Here is a 21,571-nt window from a genome sequence, read left to right as displayed (position 1 = left end):
TTATTTTATTGAAAAGAAATAATTTTTTTTTTAAATTTTTATTGTAACATTATTTGACTCTTAGTTTCTGGAACTGCAAAAAATGATTTAATTCCTAAAGCTTCAAGTAGTGTAGGTGTTTCTTCATATGTAATAATTAGTGGGTCATCTAAATCAGTTATTTCTTTAACTTCTCTTAAAACATCAGGAAAATATCCAATTTCATCAACAAATCCAATTTCTTTAGCTTTTGAACCTAAAAAGATTTCTCCAGTTGCATAAACTTCAACTTCTTCATAACTCATATTTCTTGAAGTTGCAACATGTTGAATAAAATAAGTATGAATTTCATCTAAAATCCCTTGGATTAATTCATTCTCTTCTTGAGTAGGTTCTCTAAATGGGGACCCTAAATCTTTTTTATCTCCTGCAACTAATCTTCTATATGTAATATTATATTCTTCAATCAGTTCTTCAAAACCAAGTGTTGCAGAAGTCACTCCAATACTACCAACAGTAGACATTGAAGATGCATAAACTTTGTCTGCAGAAACTGCAATCCAAAAAGCTCCTGAAGCTCCAACATCATTAATAAGAGCATAAACAGGTTTCTCTAATTTTAATTCATCAATAGCTCTTGAAATTTCCTCTGATGCAACAGGACTTCCGCCTGGAGAATTAATATCAAGTATTACTGCTTTAATTGAGGAATCACCTTGAATCTCTCTAAGTGTATTTGCAATATTTCTTGAAGATTCAGACTCTCCTAAAAGAGTTGAAGATTTTTCAGTAGAAATTGGTCCATTAATTGGAACTACTGCAATTTTTGGAGTAAATGAATAAGTAATTGATGAAATAATACTACTTACTAAAAAAAGTACAATCAAAAGAATAAAAAATCCTCTCCAATTAAAACTTCGTCTAACTGAAACTCTTTTCTTAGTAGCCTTTGTCTTATCTGAATTTTCTTCGTCTATTTTTACAAAATCAGCCATAAAATAAAATGAGTTTAAGAGTTTATAAAACTATTTAAAATAGTGTTTTGAAGTTTATTTGTATGTTTTAATTTATATTCTTCTTTCTCTTTCTTCTAGAATATAAATAAAATAAGTATTGAATCCCATGACTTGGAATCACAATTCCAAAAAACACTATAATTGGCCAGAAATAAGTATATGAAGCAAAAGTTAACTGTGTCGTGCCACAAATTTCGTAAACACAATTAATATTTCTTGCAGGGTCAGTATATGTAAGGGTCATTGCATACAAAAAAATAAGGTAAACTAGTGAGTAAAATAAAATTTTAAGTGTAGGTTTCTTTTTGTAGGTGAAATAAAAAGCCATATTAGTAGATAGAACATGAATTAATATTGGGATAAGAACATAAATTCCATGAATATCTTCAAATACATACCTTGTAACTTTAAATATATAAACATTAAATATCAATTTAGACAAGAAATCAAGAGTCCATAAAAATTGAGCAATAAAACCAACATTAATTAGTGCTTTGATGACATTCTTCTTTCTAAAAAAAAAGGCAAAAGCAAAAATTAGTGGTGTATGATTGCAGAACCAATAAAAAACATCATATCTATCAGAAAAACCATTTGCAAGAATTGCAGTAAATTCAAGAATAAGAAAAAAACTACCTAAAACTTTAAATTTGTTAGATTCTAAATCCATCCATTTTTTTAGATTTTTGTAGTTTTTTTTTATTTTTTTTCTCATTTATGAGATTATATAATTCAATACTTATAAATTTATATACAAAGTTTTGGGTAAGGGACTTCTTTTTATGTAAAATAAAATGACACCGAAAAAACATAGTTTTTGACTGTGTATGAGTCTTTGCACCATACAAAGTTTTGGGTAAGGGACTCGAAGGTTTGTGTAAGCTTTTATCTCATAAACTGCTAAACGAGAGAATCGAGTGACTGCATCTTGAAAAAGGGTGAGAGTGTATTCTAGAAAATAAATAAAGTGTGGGGTAAGGGACTCGAACCCTTGAACCCTAAGGAACCGATTTTGAGTCGGTCACGTTTGACCACTTCGCTAACCCCACATAAGAAAATAGTAACTTGTAATAAAGAAATATTCAATATGTTTTAAAAATGTTTTGAAAAAATTATGCTTGAACTGTATCTTCTGGATTCTCTTCAGACAAAGTATTCTCTTCAGAAATTGGAGCTGTACCTTCATTTGTTGTTTGAGAATTATCAACAATAACAACTTCTTCAGGATTTGAGTTTTGTGGAGCTTCATCATCAGTTAATGGTTTTGCAATATAAATTGTAAGTGTATTTTTTTTCTCAAGAAGAGTTTTAACATCCATTGTAATTTTCACTTCACTATACTCTTTCTCAATACTTTCTTTATTTAATCTTAAATCAAATTCTAAAAAAGCTTTTTCTTCTTTATCTTCATCATTAGCAAGAACTAATTCATTAAAATTTGTATCAACAGTTTCAAAGATTGAAGGTATTGTATAATTATAAACTTCTATACCTTTTAATTTACCATACATAATTCCTGCAGACTTAATAATAGTATATAAAAATTCATACTCTTCTTCCTCATCACAATTTGCGCCAATAGTAATAGGCATACTTGCATAATGAACAGGTTCAACTTTAATTGCATCATTACTATTTTCAAAAATATCTGACTTTCTTTTCTCAGCACTAGACATATCATCACAATCTTTCTTAAAAATAGGAATACTATGTTTCAAACTTGTCTGGATTGAATATGTTAAAACTGGAATAACTTTAATAGTATCACCTTCTAAATCTTCACTACTAATATCTTGTAAATCGCAGTGCATTCTTTTCTCTTCTGCAACATCATCAGTATCAATTAATTCATTTAAAATTTCAGTATAAACTGGATCACCTCTAACATTGTTAATATAGCATTCTAATTTTTCAAACTTGATTGCATTATTCAAACTCATAACTTTATATTTAAATTTAATATCTTCTCCATCTGCAAAATCTTCTATTTTAATTGTCGACTTATATGAATTTGAAAGTAAAACTAAACTAAAATCTTGTTTATTAGTATTTGTAGTATCAACAGCATTTTGTTTTTGAAGTAAACATTGTGTATTAAAATTACATAAAAATTTTTCCCAAGTACTCATTGCAGTCTCTTGAGTTTCTTCTGCAGCAATTGTAGCTCCTCCCCAAAAATCTCCTCCAGCCATACCTGAAACAATAACTGTAATTATTAAAGGTATAATTAAAATTAAAGATATTTTTGCTTCAAAAAAGATATTAGAACCAACAACTTCTTGAGGTGCTTTTTTAAAATAAAACATCATTGAAAGAGGCATAACAATTAAAAAATTAAAATAAATCATAACTCCAACTATCCATAAAGACAACAAACCTAATGCGCCTGCTTTAGGTAAAAGTGTAAAACCGAAAATATATCCTTCACTTCCAATTAGACTTGCAAGAAGATTGTATAATAATGCATTTACATCTTGAAACCATAAAAAATTATATTTTCCAATAAAATATAAAACAAAAGTAAGATACAATACTCCGATAATGAATTGTTTTAATTTAATACTATTTTTTACTTTTGGTTCAGTTTCTTTTTTTGATGAATTTTGATTATTAACTATTCCATCAGAGATTTCTTTAATCTCTTTAAATTCTTTTTCAATTTTTTTATCATCACTCTTTTCCAATCACTCCTGCAATCTTTTTTTTATTAAAATCATAATTTCCGATTTTTAATAAAAGACTTTTAACTTCACCCTTTTTCCTATATCTTTTAAAAAAAGATAATTTACTATACTCCTCACTCTCAACATAAATTTGAATTTCATTTGCAAAATATGCTCGAAGTTGATTCTTAAGATGCCATTTAAAAGCTTCATATTCTTCATCTTGTTTTACTTCTAAAATCTTTTCAATAATTGTATATCTATTTTGAAAATAACTATGAAGTAAACTTTTAACAATTTTCTCACAAACTTCATTAACTTGATTATTATTAGACTTATAAGAATCTAACCATTTAATATAGTAATTTCTAATATTTGAAACATCATCACTTGAAGTGAATTGTTCTTTTGTTTTTTCTTCTTCTATTTGTTTTTCAATATTTTCTAAAATAATTTTATTTTCTCCTGCTAAAAGAGAACTTGAGGTAAATTTTTGATATTCATTAGGGTTTTGTTTAACCATATTAATAATTGAACTATTGGTCTTATTCTTTTCATAACCATCAGTTAATTCTTTATAATTATTTAAAAGTTCTATAAACTCTAATTCAAACATAGTATTTTTCAATACTTATCATTTATAAATATTGTTTATAGTTAAAGAGTTGTTATATTTTATTGTAAAATTATTTTTTGTTGAGAAAATGAAGAAAATATTCTAAGAACCTTAATCTTTTGGACCTTATCCTAAAGTAATTATGTTGTTGCTATAAAATAATATAGGCAAATTATTTAAATGAATTTGTTTGAAATATAACTATGAAAAAATTTTTAATTGCATTTTTTTTAACAATAATTCTAGTTTTATCTGGATGTAGTGGATCTAATTCGGGAAAAACTGGAACCGATGATCAAGTAACTTCAGGTTATGGATTAGAAGTTGATTTTAAAATTGATGATAGATACATAAAACAAAGAAAACTAATTTACGAATTAAACTTTAGAAATTCAGGATTAAAACCTGTAAAATTATCACCTTCAAATGTTGATTTATACACAATTCAATCTGAAGGTCAAAATAGTTATTTTAGTAGTGAGAGCTTAAATAGTTTTGAAGAAAAAGTATTTGGAAATCAAGGAGAATTAGAACTATACAATGATCAAGAAAGAGATGCTGCAGGAACTCTACTCTTTGCAGACAATTTTGATTTCAAAGACTACACAAAATTAGACTATTTACTCGAAGTAAAATACGATTACGAAACATTATTTAATAATAATTTAGAATTTATAGAAGAATTTGGAATGTTTAAATTAAATAAATTAGACAAAGTCTCACAAGCAGCACCTCTTCAAATCTCGGATATAAAACTAGTTCCAGGAATTGAGAACAACGAATATATACTTGAATATTATTTCGAAGATAGAGGTAAATCAAGTTCTCTTGCTGAAGATGAAACTACAGTTGAAATTAGAGAATTGACAATTTTATTTGGAAGTGAGGATATAACTTCTAATTGTATAGGATTACAAAAAGAAGAAAGTAAGAGAGATAAAGAACTAAGTATAAATGAGTTAAAAGTTAGTAGAAATTCAGACTTAGTAGTTGAATGTAGAATAACAATTGAAAATGAAGACACATTCACAACAAAAACTTCAGGAAACTTCGAATACGAATACAAAATCAAAAAAATTGGTTCAATATCAATTCCTAAAATAACTAATTAATTATTCTTTTTTGGTAACATTTATAAATAAACAAGTATTTATACCAATTAAATGGTAAAAATCAATACTTTAATTGAAGAAGGAAAATTATCTAGAATTGGAGATTTGGAACTTGAAAGGTATATTAATTTCTTTAATTCTTCTTATGGTGATAATTTAAAACATTCTGAATTTAATAAAAATGAATTTCCTAGGTGGGCAATTATTTCAGGATATTATGCAATGCATGACATCAGTAAGTTATTAATTGTTAAAACTTATGGTTTAAAAGTTGAGTTTGAAGTTCATTCTACAACTATCAAAGTCTTGAATGAAATTTTAAAAGATAAAGAAATATTTGCATTAATTGACCAAGCTTATTTTGAATTTAAATATTTAGCAAATGATTTATTTGATGCAAAAAATGAAAGAGTGAAAACTCAATATTTTACAGGTTCAGAATTTATGCATGATGAGTACAAAAAGAAAGCTGAAAATTTTATTAAAGAAATAGTCAATCCATTCATTGAAAAGATAAATATCTTATTGGAGGTAGAAAAATAAAATGATTTCAAACTTATTTAATCAAAACTGTATTAAAGTATTATTTTTATTTAATTTATCACCTGGTTCTAAGTTTAATAGAAAAGAAATACAAGAAAGAACTAAATTAAATAATGTTCCTTTAGATAGTTCATTATTAATCTTAATTAATTCAAAAATTTTAATTAGAGAGAAAAATTTTTATTCTTTAAATTTTGAAAGTTCTTATTTAAAAAAGATTATGGATTTGATTTCAAAAGAATATATTGGATTGAAAAAAATTCCTCTAAATGTATTTTATATGGTTTTAGATACTGTTGATTTTTTTACAACTTATAAGAATATTGAACTTTACTTATTTGGTTCTTATTCTAAATTAACTTATAAATTAAATTCAGATTTAGATATAGCTTTACTTTCCGAAAAAGAAGATAATAGAAAAGAGATTTCTAATTTAATTCAAAAATTACATAAACTATATGGAATTGAATTGGAAATACATTATTTTGATAAAAGAACTTTTTATAAAAACAAAAAAGATCCAATAATTGCATCAATATTAAGAGAAGGAGTTAAATTAATTTGATAACTAATTAATACATACTCTTATGTATGTTACTACTACTAAGATACAGATTAAACGATAAGTTTATAAATAAATAATCATCTATAAGATTATAATGGTAAACAAAGTTAAAACAGGTTTAGTTGCTTTAGCATTCTTAGGTGCTGCTGCAACTCCAGGTATGGCTCAATCAGAGTCTCAAGTAGGTGCAAGTGTAAGATTTCCAATTAGTAAATCTTTTTTTAAAGGAGCTCAAGTAGGAGTTGTAGGTCAATATGGTAAAATTCAAGATGAAGATGCTGTATATGGTGGAGAAGCAGGTCTTTATTTCAGACTTAACTCAATCAAACCTTCCTTTGAAGCAAAAGTATTCGGTGGAGATGGCGACACATTAGGAAAAGCAGGAATTGGTTATGACTTTGCAAAAGAAGATGGTTACACATCTCTAGCAGTTCAACACAAAAATGCAGAATTAGGTTTAAACTTTTTAAAAGAAAACGGAACTCAAGCATACATTGGTGCAAACACATTTGGTTCACTTCCAGAATATAATAAATCAACAGCAGTTGGAACAACAGTAGTTGCTCCAGTAGTTGAAGAACCAACAATTACACCTCCTCCTGGATTTGATTAATTACTTTTTAATTAATACATTTATTTAATTATTTATTTTCTTGAATTTTTCATATGAAAAAGCTAAATTATTTTAAATTTATAACGATATTCTTTTTAATTTTTGTTAGTACAAATTTTTTATATGCGAATCAAGTAAGTTATACTATGTCAAATCAAGACTGGAATTATGAAACTTGGAAGTCAGATTCTTCTTGGACTATTTTAGATACTGGTTCTTTAATGCCTTTAGATTCTGGAGGAACATTTCTTACAGGAGTAGAAAATCCGATTATTTATGCTTCTAGTTCTGATTTTGGAAGAATATTTATTTTTCCTTCGAATAATGAAGATTATGTGTTAAAAAAGGCAGCCTTTGATTTTAGTTTTATAGGTCCTTATTCTTATCCTACGGAAATTTTCACTAAATACAGACAAACTACAACAGACCCATTATATTACGAACTTCCTATAGGTCAAATATGTGAGCCTCAAGCAGGAACATTTTATTACAACCAAATACTAGAAGAAATACGATATATGGGAATTAGTTCCAATTTAAATTCTCTTCAAACTTCATCAGGAATTGAAATTCAAAATGAAGAAGTTGTAATTCCACATTTAATGGATAAATACTATTACATGAAAAATTTTGCAATGCTTGAAGTAACAAATGGAATTCATACATTTTATCTATATCCTAGAGATTTAGATAATGGAAGTGATATTGATTACTATACTTATAATGGTTATTTGCCTTCAGAAGTATTAGATAAAATGCAAAATAAATTCAGTAGTCCTTTATCTTTTGATATGGTTCAAGATCCAAGATTTGGTGCTCCAGGTTCCTCAACTTTGTCATTTTCAGGAATTACTCCTTATATTTTATTAAAAGATTCAGCTCATCCTACTGAATTAGTATTTGATTTAAACATATTAATTCAAAATTTAAATGTTAGATGTGAATTAGATACAACTTATTGTGGTGATTTTAATTCAACAATTAATATTATTCCTGTAGATGGAAAATGTGATTTGGATGACAATTTAGATTTATTAGGTGAAATTTTAACTCATACTTCAATTAAAGATATAAACACATTCACAATCACAGACCCAAATTCAGATGATGATACTGATGGAGTTCCATTCTCTTTAGATTTATTTCCTTTAATAACAGGTCATGAAATCTTAGATGGTGGAGATTCATTATATATTCAAGGGACTTGTGATGATGAAGGAAGTAATATTTGGGGAAATAATCCTGTAACAAGATTTGAAGGTAGTTCAATTCGGTGTGATGATGATGGAATGGCAAATGATGATTATTTAGCAATTGCAGATTCTACTTCATGTACTTTGGGAAGTTCAGAAGGTTCATTAGTTTGTGGTGGTTTAGATTATAATAATTATGGAAGTTTAGTAAGTATTCTTACAGGGTTAGTTCCAATATATACAGGAATTAATCGGTATGTTTGTGTAAATGAAGATTCTGGAAGTGATAAAGTAATCGGCTACTGTAACTTAGAATACTACGGACCTCTTCCTTCTGAAGAATTAGCAAATATTGAAATTGATGATACACTTCAAACTTTAACTTATGATGATACTTACACAGTAAATAAAATAGAATTTGATTATGTAACAAAAGATGCTTATTATATTAATGAGGCAGGAGTAAAAGAATTAATAACTTTACCTACAACTCAAGATAAAGAAATAATTATCATGAAAAATGGAGGAAATATAAAAAATGAAACAATAAGACCTGAATATATTGCTCTAAATGCTCATCAAATTGCATTAACAAAAAATAAAGAAGAATTAATTGATTTCGTAGATAAATCATACACTCTAATGACAAAATTAAACATAACAAAAGAACTAGACACAACAACAGTTCCAGGAAAAACTAGAGTTAAAATTAAACTAGAAATTCCTACAGGAGACTCTAAAAATATTACTCTTTATCAAACAATCTCAAAAACACAAGCAGCTGATTATTCAGAAATAAATTTCATAAACAATGGTGGTGCTCAATTAATTGTATTAGACAAAGACCCAGTAATTGGTTGGTATTTTAATGAATCCGACGGAACAGAAGAAATTGAATACGAACTTCCAGGAGATGTAGAAGGAGGAGTAATAATTATTACTCAAGAACCAATTCTATTCAATGAAGGAGAATTAGTAATCAATTACAGAGAAGGTTCATGTAATGCAGATGAAGCGCATCTATTTGACATAACTGATCTAGCAGACTCAAATATCTACGCTCCAACAACTTCATTCTACAAAGTATGTGTAGCTCACTTAACTGAAAATTTAGCAGCAATACCGGGCATTCAAACTCTAAACATTTCAAGCTATGAAAATGCAGGTTTAATGAACCTCTCTGAAACACTAACAAACTTAGTACAAATTTCAACATCCAATTCTAATATCTATTGGAATATGAAAATTCAAAAAGATAATCCGAATGGAAACTACTCCTGTTTAGGTTCTGTTAACGACAAACAAAACCCTTCTTTATTTGGTGATTGTGGATATAATCAAGACAATAGAATTTGGATACATCTAGGTGATGATTCTGAATCTCCAACAACTGACATCTCATATCCTTACTTAGCTCATACGATGAAAATAACTGTAATAGGTGATGATGGACTTCAAGGCTCAGGAATAGATAAATCTTATTATTGTATAAAAGATAATCCAACTGATTGTTCAAACAATCCTGCAGACTACACAGAATACACAAAAGAAATTCTATTAACTTGTGAAAATACTTGGGGATGTATTAAAGAAATAAATGTATTCTCTACAGACAATGCAGGAAATACTGAAACTCCAAAAACAAAAATTGTAACAATAATTGATGAAGGTTCAGCTTGCGCAGCAGACTGTACTGCAAAACCTACACCAAATAGATTCCTTGCAGCATGTAGGAATTTAAATGGTTGTAATTATTACCAATTCAATGCAACAGGTGATTATGATGATGGGAAATATGTAGCAGACCAATGTAATTATTTAGTTGAAGACTCATGGGCTTTCTTCAACATATCTCATGAAATTAAATGTCCAAATGGACCATTTAGACAATCAAGATTCACATTTGAAAGATTATATATTACAAGTAATATGAAATGTAAAAATATTCATTCAATAGATTATCCAGTATTAATTGATGGAGAACAAGTTAAAATGAAAATCATATATTGTTCAGATTACAGTTAATAATAATAATTAATTCTTAAATTTTTCAAAAAATATATAAATCATTTAATTTATTTTTATAATATGACTAACGACAAGTTTCTATACGAAGAAGAAATATTAAAATTTTGGGAAGAAAAAGACATATATAATAAAGTCCAAAAAAAGAATGAAGGCAATGAGCTCTACACTCATGTAGATGGTCCTCCATTTCCAACAGGTGAAGTACATATGGGACTTTTAAGGAATTGGGCTACAAAAGATAGTGTTTTAAGATTTAAAAGATTACATGGATATGATGTGTACGCAAGGGATGGTTATGATGTCCATGGACTTCCTGTTGAAAATAAAGTTCAAACAAAACTTAATTTGAAAACTGTTGAAGATTTAAAAAAATTCGGTGAAGAAAATTTTGTAAAAGAATGTAAAGAATATGTAAAAGAAATAGTAAATGATATGAGTACAGTTAGAACTAGATATGGTCTATGGATGAACAGGGAACAATATCAAACTTCACATCCTGAGTATTTATCTATGGCATGGAGATTCTTCAAAAAAGCACAAGAGAAGGGCCAATTATACAAAGATTATAAAACTGTAGCTTGGTGTCCAAATGATGAAACAACTCTTTCCGATTATGAAATCAAAGACACTTACAAAAATGTTGATGACCCATCCATTTATATTAAATTTCCACTAAAAAAAGAATATAGGACAACAAATTATGAAGAATCTTTTGTAATCTGGACTACAACTCCTTGGACCTTGCAATCAAATATGGCAATTGCAATGCATCCTCAATTAGAATATTCTAAAGTTCTAGTAGAATTAAATGGAAAAAAAGAAGTATTAATTACTGCAAACGCATTAATTGAAAAAGTAGTTGAAATTTTATCCAAACAAAATGAAATTAAATTCTTAGAAGTATTAGAGACAAAAGTTGGAGCAGAATATGAGGGGATAAAATACGACCATATTTATTTAGATGACACTCCATCCCAACAAGAATTTGTTAAATTAGATAACAAACATATTCACGGTATTGTTTTAGCAGATTTCGTAACATTAGGTGAAGGTGAAGATATTTTTGACAAATTAGAAAAAAAATCTTATAAACATTCAAATAAGCAAGAAGGAACAGTATCTGAAGAAAAAATTCAACAAAAAGGAAAATCTGAAGGTTCAGGCCTAGTACATATTGCACCTGGACATGGATTTGACGATTATGAAGTTGGAAAAAAATACAATTTACCTATATTTTGTCCTGTTGGTCCAAATGGTTGTTTTACTGAAGGTAAGTACGATAAACAATATTTCAAAGATGTAGATCCAATTGCAATTGATTACCTTAAAGAAAAAGGATTCCTTTTATCTTCAGCTATGAAAAATCATAGATATCCATGTTGTTGGAGATGTAAAACTCCTATCGTTTATAGGGCAGCAGACCAATGGTGGATTAAAAGAGGAGACTATACTAAAGATGTAATAAAGGCAAATAAAAATGTTCACTGGACTCCAAATAGTGCAAGACACTCATTTGATAATCTTCAAGAAGGTGCAGGTGATTGGGCAATTTCTAGACAAAGATACTGGGGAATTCCTCTACCAATTTTTGAAGATGAAGATGGTAATTACGAAGTATTTGGCTCAAAAGAAGAATTAGAAGAAAGAATAGGGAAAACTCTAAATGACATTCACAGAGATGATTTGAAAAATATTGTTATAATAAATAAAGTTTCAGGAAAAGAAATGAGATCAGTACCTTTTATTGCAGATGTTTGGTTTGACTCAGGTTGCGCATCATTTGCATCTCACTATAATGAAGGATTAGATTTCAATCAAATAATTGAAAAATATTATCCTATGAATTGGATTACTGAAGGAGAAGATCAAGTAAGAGGTTGGTTCTCATCATTATTTAATGTTGGATATATGATAACAGGTAAAGCTCCATACAATCAAGTTTTATTTCAAGGATTTGTAATGGATAGTGAAGGAAAACAAAAAATGTCAAAATCATTAGGAAATGGTGTTGGTGGAAATGAGGCAATTGATTTATGGGGAGCAGATGTTACTAGATATTATTTATTATCTAAAAAAGTCCCTGAAGAAAAATTCAATTTTGATAGGAACGAAGTTACAATTGTTGAAGGATTTTTCAACACTCTAGACAATGTTATAAAATATATGAATGTGTATTTAGAAGAACATGAAGTAAGACATCCATCATTAAACATTTCTGCACTAGATGTAGAAGATAAATGGATACTATACTCACTAAACAGAACAATTCAAAGATTCACATCATTATTTGAAAAGTTCAAATTATCTCAAGCATACAAAGAATTAGAAGATTTCATAGTAAGAGACCTATCTAAAACTTATTTAAAATTAGTAAAAGATAGAACTGAAGAAAGAGATGAAAATCTTCATATAATCTTCAAAGAAATAATTAAAACTATTTTAATATTATTATCAACTGCAACTCCATTTAGGGCTGAGAATTTATACAAACAAACAAACCTCCCAAATAAAAAAGAATCTATATTTTTAGAGCATTATCCTACAGTAGATGAATTACTAATCAAAGAAGTTGAATCAAAAGGAATTGATAAAAACTTCGAGTTATCTCAAGAAATAATTCAATCCGTTTTAAACGCAAGAGAAAAAGCTAAAATTGGAGTTAGATGGCCACTTCCACAAATTGACATAATTTCTTCAAAACCACTTGGAGAAAACCTAAAAGTATTTGAAAATTTAATGAAAAAATTAACAAATATTCCAAAAATTAATTACGACTTAAATGATGTTGAAATCAATTATATAATTAAGCCAAACTTTGCAAAACTAAAGCAAGATTTTGATAATGTTCAAGATGCAATAAAAGCAATTAATTTATCTAAACACTACATTTCAGAAGACTTAAAATTAGGTGAAATTGGTGGAACTTATGAAGGTGTAAAATTAGACTTTGAAAAGCATATATTAAAAGAAATAGAATTAAAAGGAGAATATACTTCTTCAGATTTTAGTAATGGAAGTGTAATTTTACATACTCGTCAAGATGAGATTCTTCTAGAAGAAGGATACTTAAGAGAAGCAATAAGAAGAATCCAATCATTAAGAAAAGACTTAAGTCTAAATAAAAAAGATGAAATAGAATTATCTTTTTCAGGATCAGATGAATACTTTTTAGAACTATCACAAAATTGGGGAAGTTTAATTAGTAAAAAAGTTGGTGCATCAAATATTTTACAAAATGCATTCGAAAATTCACAAGAATTTGAAATCAAAGGTAAAAAACTTACAATTTCAATTAAATCTCAATAAATTCTTTAATTCTTTCTTTTGTCTATTAGAGTAAAAACTAATATTTATATTACAAAATAATTTTAAATAATATATAACTTAAAATGCAATATAACAAATTTGCAAAAAGATTAATGATTTTTTTAGCCTTTACTATAATTTTTTCTATTTTTCAAACTAATCTTTCCTTCTCTGCAATCCCAAGTTGTCTTGAAGCGGCAACGATTAGTGATACAATTTATACATTTCCAAATAATGATTACAATTGTGATGCGCCAGGAAATTTTGATTTTTCAAATCTAAACAATTTCACACTTGATTGTAATGGAAGATTTTTAGAAGCAAGAACTGGGGCAAACATTAATATTACAAATTCAAACATAATTTTTAAAGATTGTGACATTCGAATTTCAGGAACAGGAACTTGGATTGAAAATGGTGCAACTAATGCAATCTTAAATAATTCAATATACACAACAAATATTTTCTTAAATACAACAATTGGAAATTATTATTTGTATGAAGAATTAACCTTTAACACTCAAAATAAATTCTTAGAAGAAGTCAATGGTTTTGATGTAGAAATTAACTCAGTACCTCAAATATATCAAATAGTAAAAAGTAATCTAAATTACAGCGAAACAATTTCACCATTATTCGAAACTTACATAGGTGGAGTTCAAACAAATTATAATAATTTCACAATTAATGTTTCATACACTGATTATCTAAGTTACAATCAAACATCATTAAACATCTCTGAAAATTCAGTAATCAATTTAATTTTAGAAGACAATAATTCTCCTAATCTGATATCTTTAAATCCTTCAATCACAAATGAATCTATGAGTTTCAACCCTGAATTTTCTGAACCTGTAAATGGGACATTTATGATACTATACATGAACGACTCAATAATTAGTGAAACTATTTATTCTGATTATTCTACTTCAAGGTTAGTTTCAGCATCAGGTCTCATTCCATTCACAAATTATAAATTTGCATATAATGATGTATATGATAGATTAGGTAATGGGCCTATAGCATATCCTTTAACTATTTTCCATACATATGAAACAATTAATGCAACGACAAATATTCAAGATAGTTATACTTTTACTGGAGACCCACAAGACACAACTTCATTTAATTTCATATCCTCTCTCTACAATATTGAAATTGAATTCTTAGAAGCACTAAATATTTCAGGAATTTTTAATTTTTCAAATGAGATTAACATAACAAGCAATTTAATTTTTATAGATACACTCTCAGAATTTAACAAAGCTGCAAGATTATATTTTTCAAATCTATTATTTGAAACTACTCCAGTTGTTTTAAAAAATAGTTCAATTTGTAATATTCCTGATTGTCAAATTGAAAGTTATATTGGTGGAGAATTAATATTTAATGTTACAGGATTTTCAAATTACTCACTTACTTCAAACTCACAATTAAATTCAAGTTATGATTCTCCTGAAATAGGAAATAATTTCACAATATACTCAAACTATTCAAAAACTCAAAACAATACTCCAATATTAAACTCTTCATGTTATATGACTCTAAATTCACAAACAAATAATATGACTTACAATTCAAGTTTAGGTTTATACACTCAAGAAATATATACTTCTATAATACAAGAATATATCTACAACATTTCGTGTTATTCTTTATATTTTGATTCAAAAAAATTAAATACGAACATGACTACAATATTTCAACCTATTGACAATTTTATTGCAACAAGAACAATTGTAAAAAAAGATGGAGATTCATTTCTTACAGAAATCAAAAATTTAACTGTAAATCTAACTTCTTCTGGAACAAATAATACTGATTTGTCAACTGATAATGAATACTTTTTCATGGTATCAAAAGATTTTCCAATAACTAATCCAAGTTTCACAAACACAGATAACTTAACAGGTTGGGTAAATATTTTCAAAGAAGAATCTTTTAAAATAAAAAATATAGGAGAAGATAACACTGTATATGAATTCGCAAATGGAACTCAAAAAAATATTACTTCATTCATATTTACAGATGATGGTGGTTCAAGTTTTTATATAAATATTAAATCTTGTACATTTGGAAATTCATGTATCTACAATTCAACTGATTATTATATTTTTTTAGACACAACTCCTCCTGAATATTATTTACCAATAAATGTATCGAAAAATTACAACAGTCATAACAAATTGAACTTTAGTTTTTTTGTAAGAGATTTAGAATCTGGACTTGACTTAATTTCATATGGTGTTGAAAAATATCCAAATCCAATAACTCCTTTAAATCAGATTTTATCTTTTAATAATAATCAAGAAACATATTTTCAAGATTTCGGACATAATTTTGAAGAAGGAAAATACTACCGAATAAAACTTGAATCATATAATCTTAGATTAAGTGCGCAGCCAAGTTATAATACTTCAAATAATTTTTTAATAGATACTCTCCCACCATATAATGCAACATTCAATATTAGTTTATACCAAGACAATTACAAAAATCAATCTCTAACAAACTTAAGTTTTAACTTAGGTGATGATTACCATTTTAATTACACAGCAAAAGGATTAAATTATAGTGGTCTTGATTACATGATAATTTCATATAAAAATGCTTCATTAATTCAAGATGTTTGTTATACTTGGGGAAGTGAATTTGTAATTAATCAAACCTTTAATTCTTCACAAAATTATTATATGGATAATCTTACAACTGGATATTGTTATAACTTCTCATATGAGGTTTTTGATAAGGCAAAAAATAGTAATATCTCCTATTTTGAAAAGGAAGTAAGAGTTGATACAACGATACCAATAATTAATACTCAATTATCTGAAGACCCTATAAATAGAGTAGAAAAATCCATTTTCGAATTAAACAATGATTTAGTAATTTACACATTAAGTTGGGATATAAGTGATTTAAATTCAACAGTTGATTATTATGATTTATTCATATATGATAATACAACTAATTCTAATGTTAAAAATTTCACATTAAATGGCTCAAATCATAATTCATTTGAAATGAAATATAATTCAACATACATAAAAGATGGACACACATATATTTCAACAATTAGGGCAAGAAATAAAGCTGGTTTATATTCAGATAATTCGACAACAGATGGAGTAAGTTTTTACATATTAAAAATTCCTGAAGTAGAACCGCAAAATGCAGTTATAATTCAAAATAATCCTTTAAACAATTACTATCAAATCTTAGACTCAAAAGAGAATGGAACTTATATATTAAAATTAAATGAGAAAAATGGTTACAACACAACTTGTAGATGGGACATAGAAGATTTCACATATACAATCGCAAAAGGAACACTCTGCTCAGGCTCAAACACTCCAAGTTCAAATTGTACTTTAAATCTTTCACAAAGTTCTAATTTTTATATCTCTTGTATGAATGATGAGCTTGTGAATTCTTACAATGATATAGTAAATAATCTGGATGTAGAAATAATTTCACAAAAAAATTATGCGCCACAAATAGAATCCTTAAATTCTATAATGAATTATTCTAATCCATACACACTCTACGAAAACGAAACATTAAATCTAGACTTAATAATAAATGATAGTAATACTCTAAATTATCTTCTATTAAATTCGACATTAAAAATTGGAAACTTAGAAATTAAAATTAATACAACAAATGTTATTAATGATTTAATAAGTATAAATTTTCATAACTCAAGTTTACAAACTCAACCTAATTTAACAATATTTAGTTACAGTTATGATTTTTATTTTAACAACACAATAAATCATTCAGATATAATATCTCTTTACTCTGCAAAGTCTGACACATTACTAGATATCACAACAATAAATCTTGCAGAAACAATTTCTCAATCAAGTTATACTTCGGAAAACTTTTCTAAAACACATTATGATGGAGTATCTAACAATGCACAAATAATAAATATTTCTTCACCATACAATATAATATTAAATCAAAGTAAAATCTCGTGGGATATTGAAAACTTTACAATAAGAAGAGATTTATTTAATATAACTATAAATCTAAGAGATGACTTAAATACAACATCGTATAATTTGACAATTAATTTAACTCCAATTAATTATCTTCCTCAAATCAATCAAACTTATACAAATCTAAATAATCAATTTAATTTAACAAAATTTAAAGTATACAAATACAACTTAACAAAATACTTCTATGAAGAAAATACTAAAGTTGGAATAAATGAAAAACTTTCATATTCATATTCAAATGAACAAAATATCGAAATATTAAATTTAGATAAAAATTCGGGGATATTATATCTTTTAGGAAAAATTCAAGATAATGCAAGTATAGAAATTATTGCAACAAATATTATAGGTAAATATAATTCTACAATATTAAATTTTTCAATAAATAATACTCCTGATAATCTAAGTCCAAATTTAATTATTTCCTCACCTATAAATAATTCAATATTCTCAACTTTCAATAAAGAGATATTTGTAAATGTTTCTTCAAATGAGAATTTATCATACATCAATTTAGTTCACAATTCAATTGTATATAATTTATGTGAAGGTTATTGTAATAATTTCAAATCAGATTTTTCAATATTTAGTCTTGTAAATGGAACAAATTATTTAAATTTCACAATTGAAGATTATGCTGGAAATTTAAACTCATCCTTAATCCAAATAAATTTCACATTAGATTCAGACTCTGATGCAATTCCAAATCATAATGATACTGATTCAGATGGAGATTTAATTCTTGACATACAAGATAAAATTTTATGGACAAATACTTCAATTAAAACCGATATAAACTCTGCATTATTTCAAATTAATGATTCAAGTAATATGTCCGTTAATTATACAAGCTTAGAAAAATTAGAATATGTAGATTCAAACAATCAAACTTATTTTAATTTTAGTTTTGATTTTAATACAACTCAATTAAATTTATTAGAAGTATTAGTAGTTTATGATACTAATGAGAATCAATATTTGTTCGTTCAAGGATTAAATAATATCTCCGGAACAAAAACATTTTTCTTACCAAAAGATAATATAAACTCTTTAGTTTGTATAAGAGATGAAGAGATATACTCTCTTGCTCAAATAAGTAATACTTGTTCTGATGTGAATGAATATAGATTGGATTGTTCATTAAATGAATCGCAAGGAAATTATTCTTGTGAGCAAGAAACAAAAGATTCAAAAGATTATTTTGTAATTAAAGGTTTAACTCATAGTGCAACTAAACTTATGTGTAAAGAAGATTGGATTTATAGTGTGTGGAGTGCATGTTCAAATAGTCTACAAACAAGAACTGGGACTGATTTAAACAACTGTGGTACGACATTATTTCAAACTCTAACTCAAAGTTGCATAATACCTCCAACATCACCTTCAAGTGGAGGAGGTTCAAGTAGTGGAGGAAGCAGTAGTTATTATCCTTCAATAATTATAGAAGAAAATGAAAGTGAAATTCAAGAAAATATAACTTCAGATAATCCAATTATACTTCCAATATCTTTAGGAAATGTAGATTATGGGTTTAGCAAAATAATTGAAGAAAATAAATTATACTCATTTACTTTTGAAGGAGTAATTTATGAGGGAGAATTTTCAATAAACTCGGAAAATATAATTTTTGAAACAAAAGAGAATTCATTTATTTTTGAATTTGGAGAATTTGAATTTGATATAGATTTTGACAATGAAAATGATGCAGTATATATTTTAGAATTCGATGGAGTAAATTATTTATTAGATGTTAATCCAATAAAAAAAGAACAAATTACAATTCCTACAACTCCAGTAATTGAACCAACTCAAGATACACCTATTGAAGAATCTAAAAGTTATTTAAGTTATATATTAATTGCTTTAACAGTACTAACTATTGGTGGTGGTTTAGCGTATTATCTAGTTGATAAAAATAAGCATAAGCAAGAAGAATTTGACTATAACTCTTTAGCATCAACTCAAGGAGCAAAAGGATTTTCAAGAAATTTAAATGATGCACAATCTTATGAGAAAATTATTGATGACTTATTAGCATATTCGCAAAATCTTAAAGAAGAAGTATTATCTGAAGAAGATTTATTTAATAAATTACACAATCAAGCAAAACAACTTGTAAGACAAGGTTATTCTTGGACAGATATATATTATTATTTGAAAGATAAAAAATTATCAAACTTTTTCATTAGAAAAGTTATAGACTTCAAGTATCTAGGGGATAAATTTGAAGATTTTTATCAAAAAGAAGATATTAGAGTAAATCCTCAAAATTTAAGAAATAAATTATTAACTCAAAGTTGGTTTAATGAATGTTACATTTATGACGGTGATGGCTCTAAAATATTAAATGATATATTATTCATGTTTGCAGGAGCAAATATTTATGGATTTTCAAAAGAAAAATTCTTAGATGTTTTAGAAGATGAATTTAAATTTGGTCTACAAAATACGAAACCTATTGTTGTAGAAATGACAAAAGATAAATTAGTACTCGCAGACATTCAAGTACTACTAAATTTACAAAAGAAAATTGAGAACTTAAAACAAGACACACACGAATTAAGAGAAGAAGTAAAAACACTAAATATCTCTAATCTAAATGAAATTGAAAAATTAATCGATGATTTACTGCATTCAACAAATAAACATTTAGATGAATCCTAATAAAAGTTACTATTCTTATAAAATAATAATATATATAAATCATTATAAATCAAAATCATTATGAAAAAGCAGCTACCTCAAGTAAAAAAGAGTTTGAAAACTTTTATTTTAGATGACGATGCAAAAGTAATCGATAAAGCTGCAACAAAAATAGCCCTTACTTCTTCTTTTATGGCAATAACTATTATTGCAAATAGTAATGATGCTCATGCTGGCCATAGTAATCATACAAACCATGCAAACAATCTAAATGCACCAGAGAATTTTGGTACTGATTATCATGGTGGAAATAATCCTCTTGATGCTGTTCTTAATGGAATTGAAGAAAAAGGTGTTGATACACTCCACTCCAATCACTACAATCATCAAAATGTAAGTGGAGGTCAAAGTGGATTTGCAATGATAATTGGAGCAATAGTTGCAGTAGTTGCTGTTGCCGCAACTGCTGGAGCAGGTTTGTTGGCAGTAGGAGGTGCAGTTGCATCTTTTTCGGCAGTTGGTGTTGGTACAGGTATGACTGCTTTAGTATCTGGTATTGGAGTTGTTGCAGCAGGTGGAGCAGCAGCAGGTTCTTTAGTAACTGAAACTCCTGACACTGCTATGATTACAACTGGTGACCCATATCATGTGACTGAAGAAATTCTAAGAGAACTTCAAGACGAAGAATCTTAATTATAAATTATACATTGTCTTCTTAAAAATTTCTCCATCTCTAATATAAAATGCAAGAATTTTATATTGTTTGTCAAATAATTTATTTTGTCTTAAAATATCCTTTTCTTCATTAGTAAGAATTCTATCATATTCAAATTCAAACTTTTCATCAATTTTGTGATTGTCTCTATACTTTGAAACTTTAACACACTCTTTATTATGAAAAACTTTATTTAAAATTTCATCATTCATTTTTTCTTTAAAAATAAAAGGTTCCTCATAAACTTTAATCTCCTCTTTATTCTCATAATAATCAATTGCGTAATACCAAACATTTTCGAATTCTTCTTTTATTTGAATATCGTGTCTTTCTTGAATAAACTTCTTAATTTCTCCTTTAATAATTAAAGCATTTGCAAATTTAGAATACAAACTAATTCTCTCAATTTTATCATTTTTATATGAGAGTCCAATAGCATAATAATATGTTTCTTCATTAATTTTATTTTTCGAAATCAAATTTTTAATTTCATAATATGCATTTTCTAAATTAGAATTATAATATTTATCTTGTTTTTCAATACTTCTTAAATTATCAATAATCTCTAATGC

13 protein-coding genes and 1 tRNA gene are annotated in these 21,571 nt (G+C 26.8%); 8 read left to right on the top strand and 6 right to left on the bottom strand.

The window, feature by feature from the left end; all coding sequences use genetic code 11:
* Positions 1-38: 38 nt before the first annotated feature.
* The 5 genes from sppA to PF569_06585 form a co-directional block, all read right to left on the bottom strand.
* Complete coding sequence (gene sppA / locus PF569_06605; protein ID MDA3855908.1) at positions 39-974, bottom strand: signal peptide peptidase SppA; 936 nt, start codon at positions 972-974, stop codon at positions 39-41.
* 67 nt (positions 975-1,041) lie between these two features.
* Positions 1,042-1,710 (bottom strand): hypothetical protein, encoded by a 669-nt coding sequence (locus tag PF569_06600; GenBank protein ID MDA3855907.1) that lies wholly within the window; start codon positions 1,708-1,710, stop codon positions 1,042-1,044.
* Between the two features lie 253 nt (positions 1,711-1,963).
* Positions 1,964-2,044, bottom strand: a tRNA-Leu gene (locus PF569_06595).
* A 63-nt stretch (positions 2,045-2,107) separates the two neighbouring features.
* On the bottom strand, positions 2,108-3,679 hold the full coding sequence (locus PF569_06590; protein MDA3855906.1) for a hypothetical protein: 1,572 nt from the start codon (positions 3,677-3,679) through the stop codon (positions 2,108-2,110).
* Positions 3,666-4,274 carry a hypothetical protein gene (locus tag PF569_06585; GenBank protein MDA3855905.1) on the bottom strand — a complete coding sequence of 203 codons (609 nt, stop codon included), beginning with the start codon at positions 4,272-4,274 and terminating at the stop codon, positions 3,666-3,668. The genes PF569_06590 and PF569_06585 overlap by 14 nt, the downstream gene beginning before the upstream one ends.
* Before the next feature lie 203 nt (positions 4,275-4,477).
* On the opposite strand from PF569_06585, the gene PF569_06580 reads away from it, so the two are divergent.
* The 8 genes from PF569_06580 (at position 4,478) to PF569_06545 (ending at position 20,977) form a co-directional block, all read left to right on the top strand.
* The gene (locus tag PF569_06580) at positions 4,478-5,386 is read left to right on the top strand and encodes a hypothetical protein (GenBank protein ID MDA3855904.1); all 909 of its coding nucleotides are present in this window, start codon (positions 4,478-4,480) and stop codon (positions 5,384-5,386) included.
* 51 nt (positions 5,387-5,437) lie between these two features.
* Entirely contained in the window at positions 5,438-5,929 is a 492-nt protein-coding gene (locus PF569_06575; GenBank protein ID MDA3855903.1) for a hypothetical protein, read from the top strand.
* A 1-nt stretch (position 5,930) separates the two neighbouring features.
* On the top strand, positions 5,931-6,494 hold the full coding sequence (locus tag PF569_06570; GenBank protein MDA3855902.1) for a nucleotidyltransferase domain-containing protein: 564 nt from the start codon (positions 5,931-5,933) through the stop codon (positions 6,492-6,494).
* Positions 6,495-6,588: 94 nt separating this feature from the next.
* The gene (locus PF569_06565; GenBank protein MDA3855901.1) at positions 6,589-7,107 is read left to right on the top strand and encodes a hypothetical protein; all 519 of its coding nucleotides are present in this window, start codon (positions 6,589-6,591) and stop codon (positions 7,105-7,107) included.
* Positions 7,108-7,253: 146 nt separating this feature from the next.
* Entirely contained in the window at positions 7,254-10,325 is a 3,072-nt protein-coding gene (locus tag PF569_06560; protein ID MDA3855900.1) for a hypothetical protein, read from the top strand.
* A 63-nt stretch (positions 10,326-10,388) separates the two neighbouring features.
* The gene (gene ileS, locus PF569_06555) at positions 10,389-13,634 is read left to right on the top strand and encodes an isoleucine--tRNA ligase (protein MDA3855899.1); all 3,246 of its coding nucleotides are present in this window, start codon (positions 10,389-10,391) and stop codon (positions 13,632-13,634) included.
* Between the two features lie 83 nt (positions 13,635-13,717).
* Positions 13,718-20,305 carry a hypothetical protein gene (locus PF569_06550; GenBank protein MDA3855898.1) on the top strand — a complete coding sequence of 2,196 codons (6,588 nt, stop codon included), beginning with the start codon at positions 13,718-13,720 and terminating at the stop codon, positions 20,303-20,305.
* A 60-nt stretch (positions 20,306-20,365) separates the two neighbouring features.
* Positions 20,366-20,977, top strand: a complete 612-nt coding sequence (locus PF569_06545) for a hypothetical protein (protein ID MDA3855897.1) — start codon at positions 20,366-20,368, stop codon at positions 20,975-20,977.
* Here PF569_06545 and PF569_06540 read toward each other — a convergent pair.
* Positions 20,978-21,571 (bottom strand): hypothetical protein (locus PF569_06540; protein MDA3855896.1); only part of this gene is annotated, 594 nt, incomplete at its 5' end.

Source organism: Candidatus Woesearchaeota archaeon, from assembly GCA_027858315.1.
Taxonomy (GTDB): Archaea; Nanobdellota; Nanobdellia; order Woesearchaeales; family UBA583; genus UBA583.
Note: the sequence above shows the minus strand (reverse complement) of the source record. Positions and strands in the feature narration are given on the sequence as shown.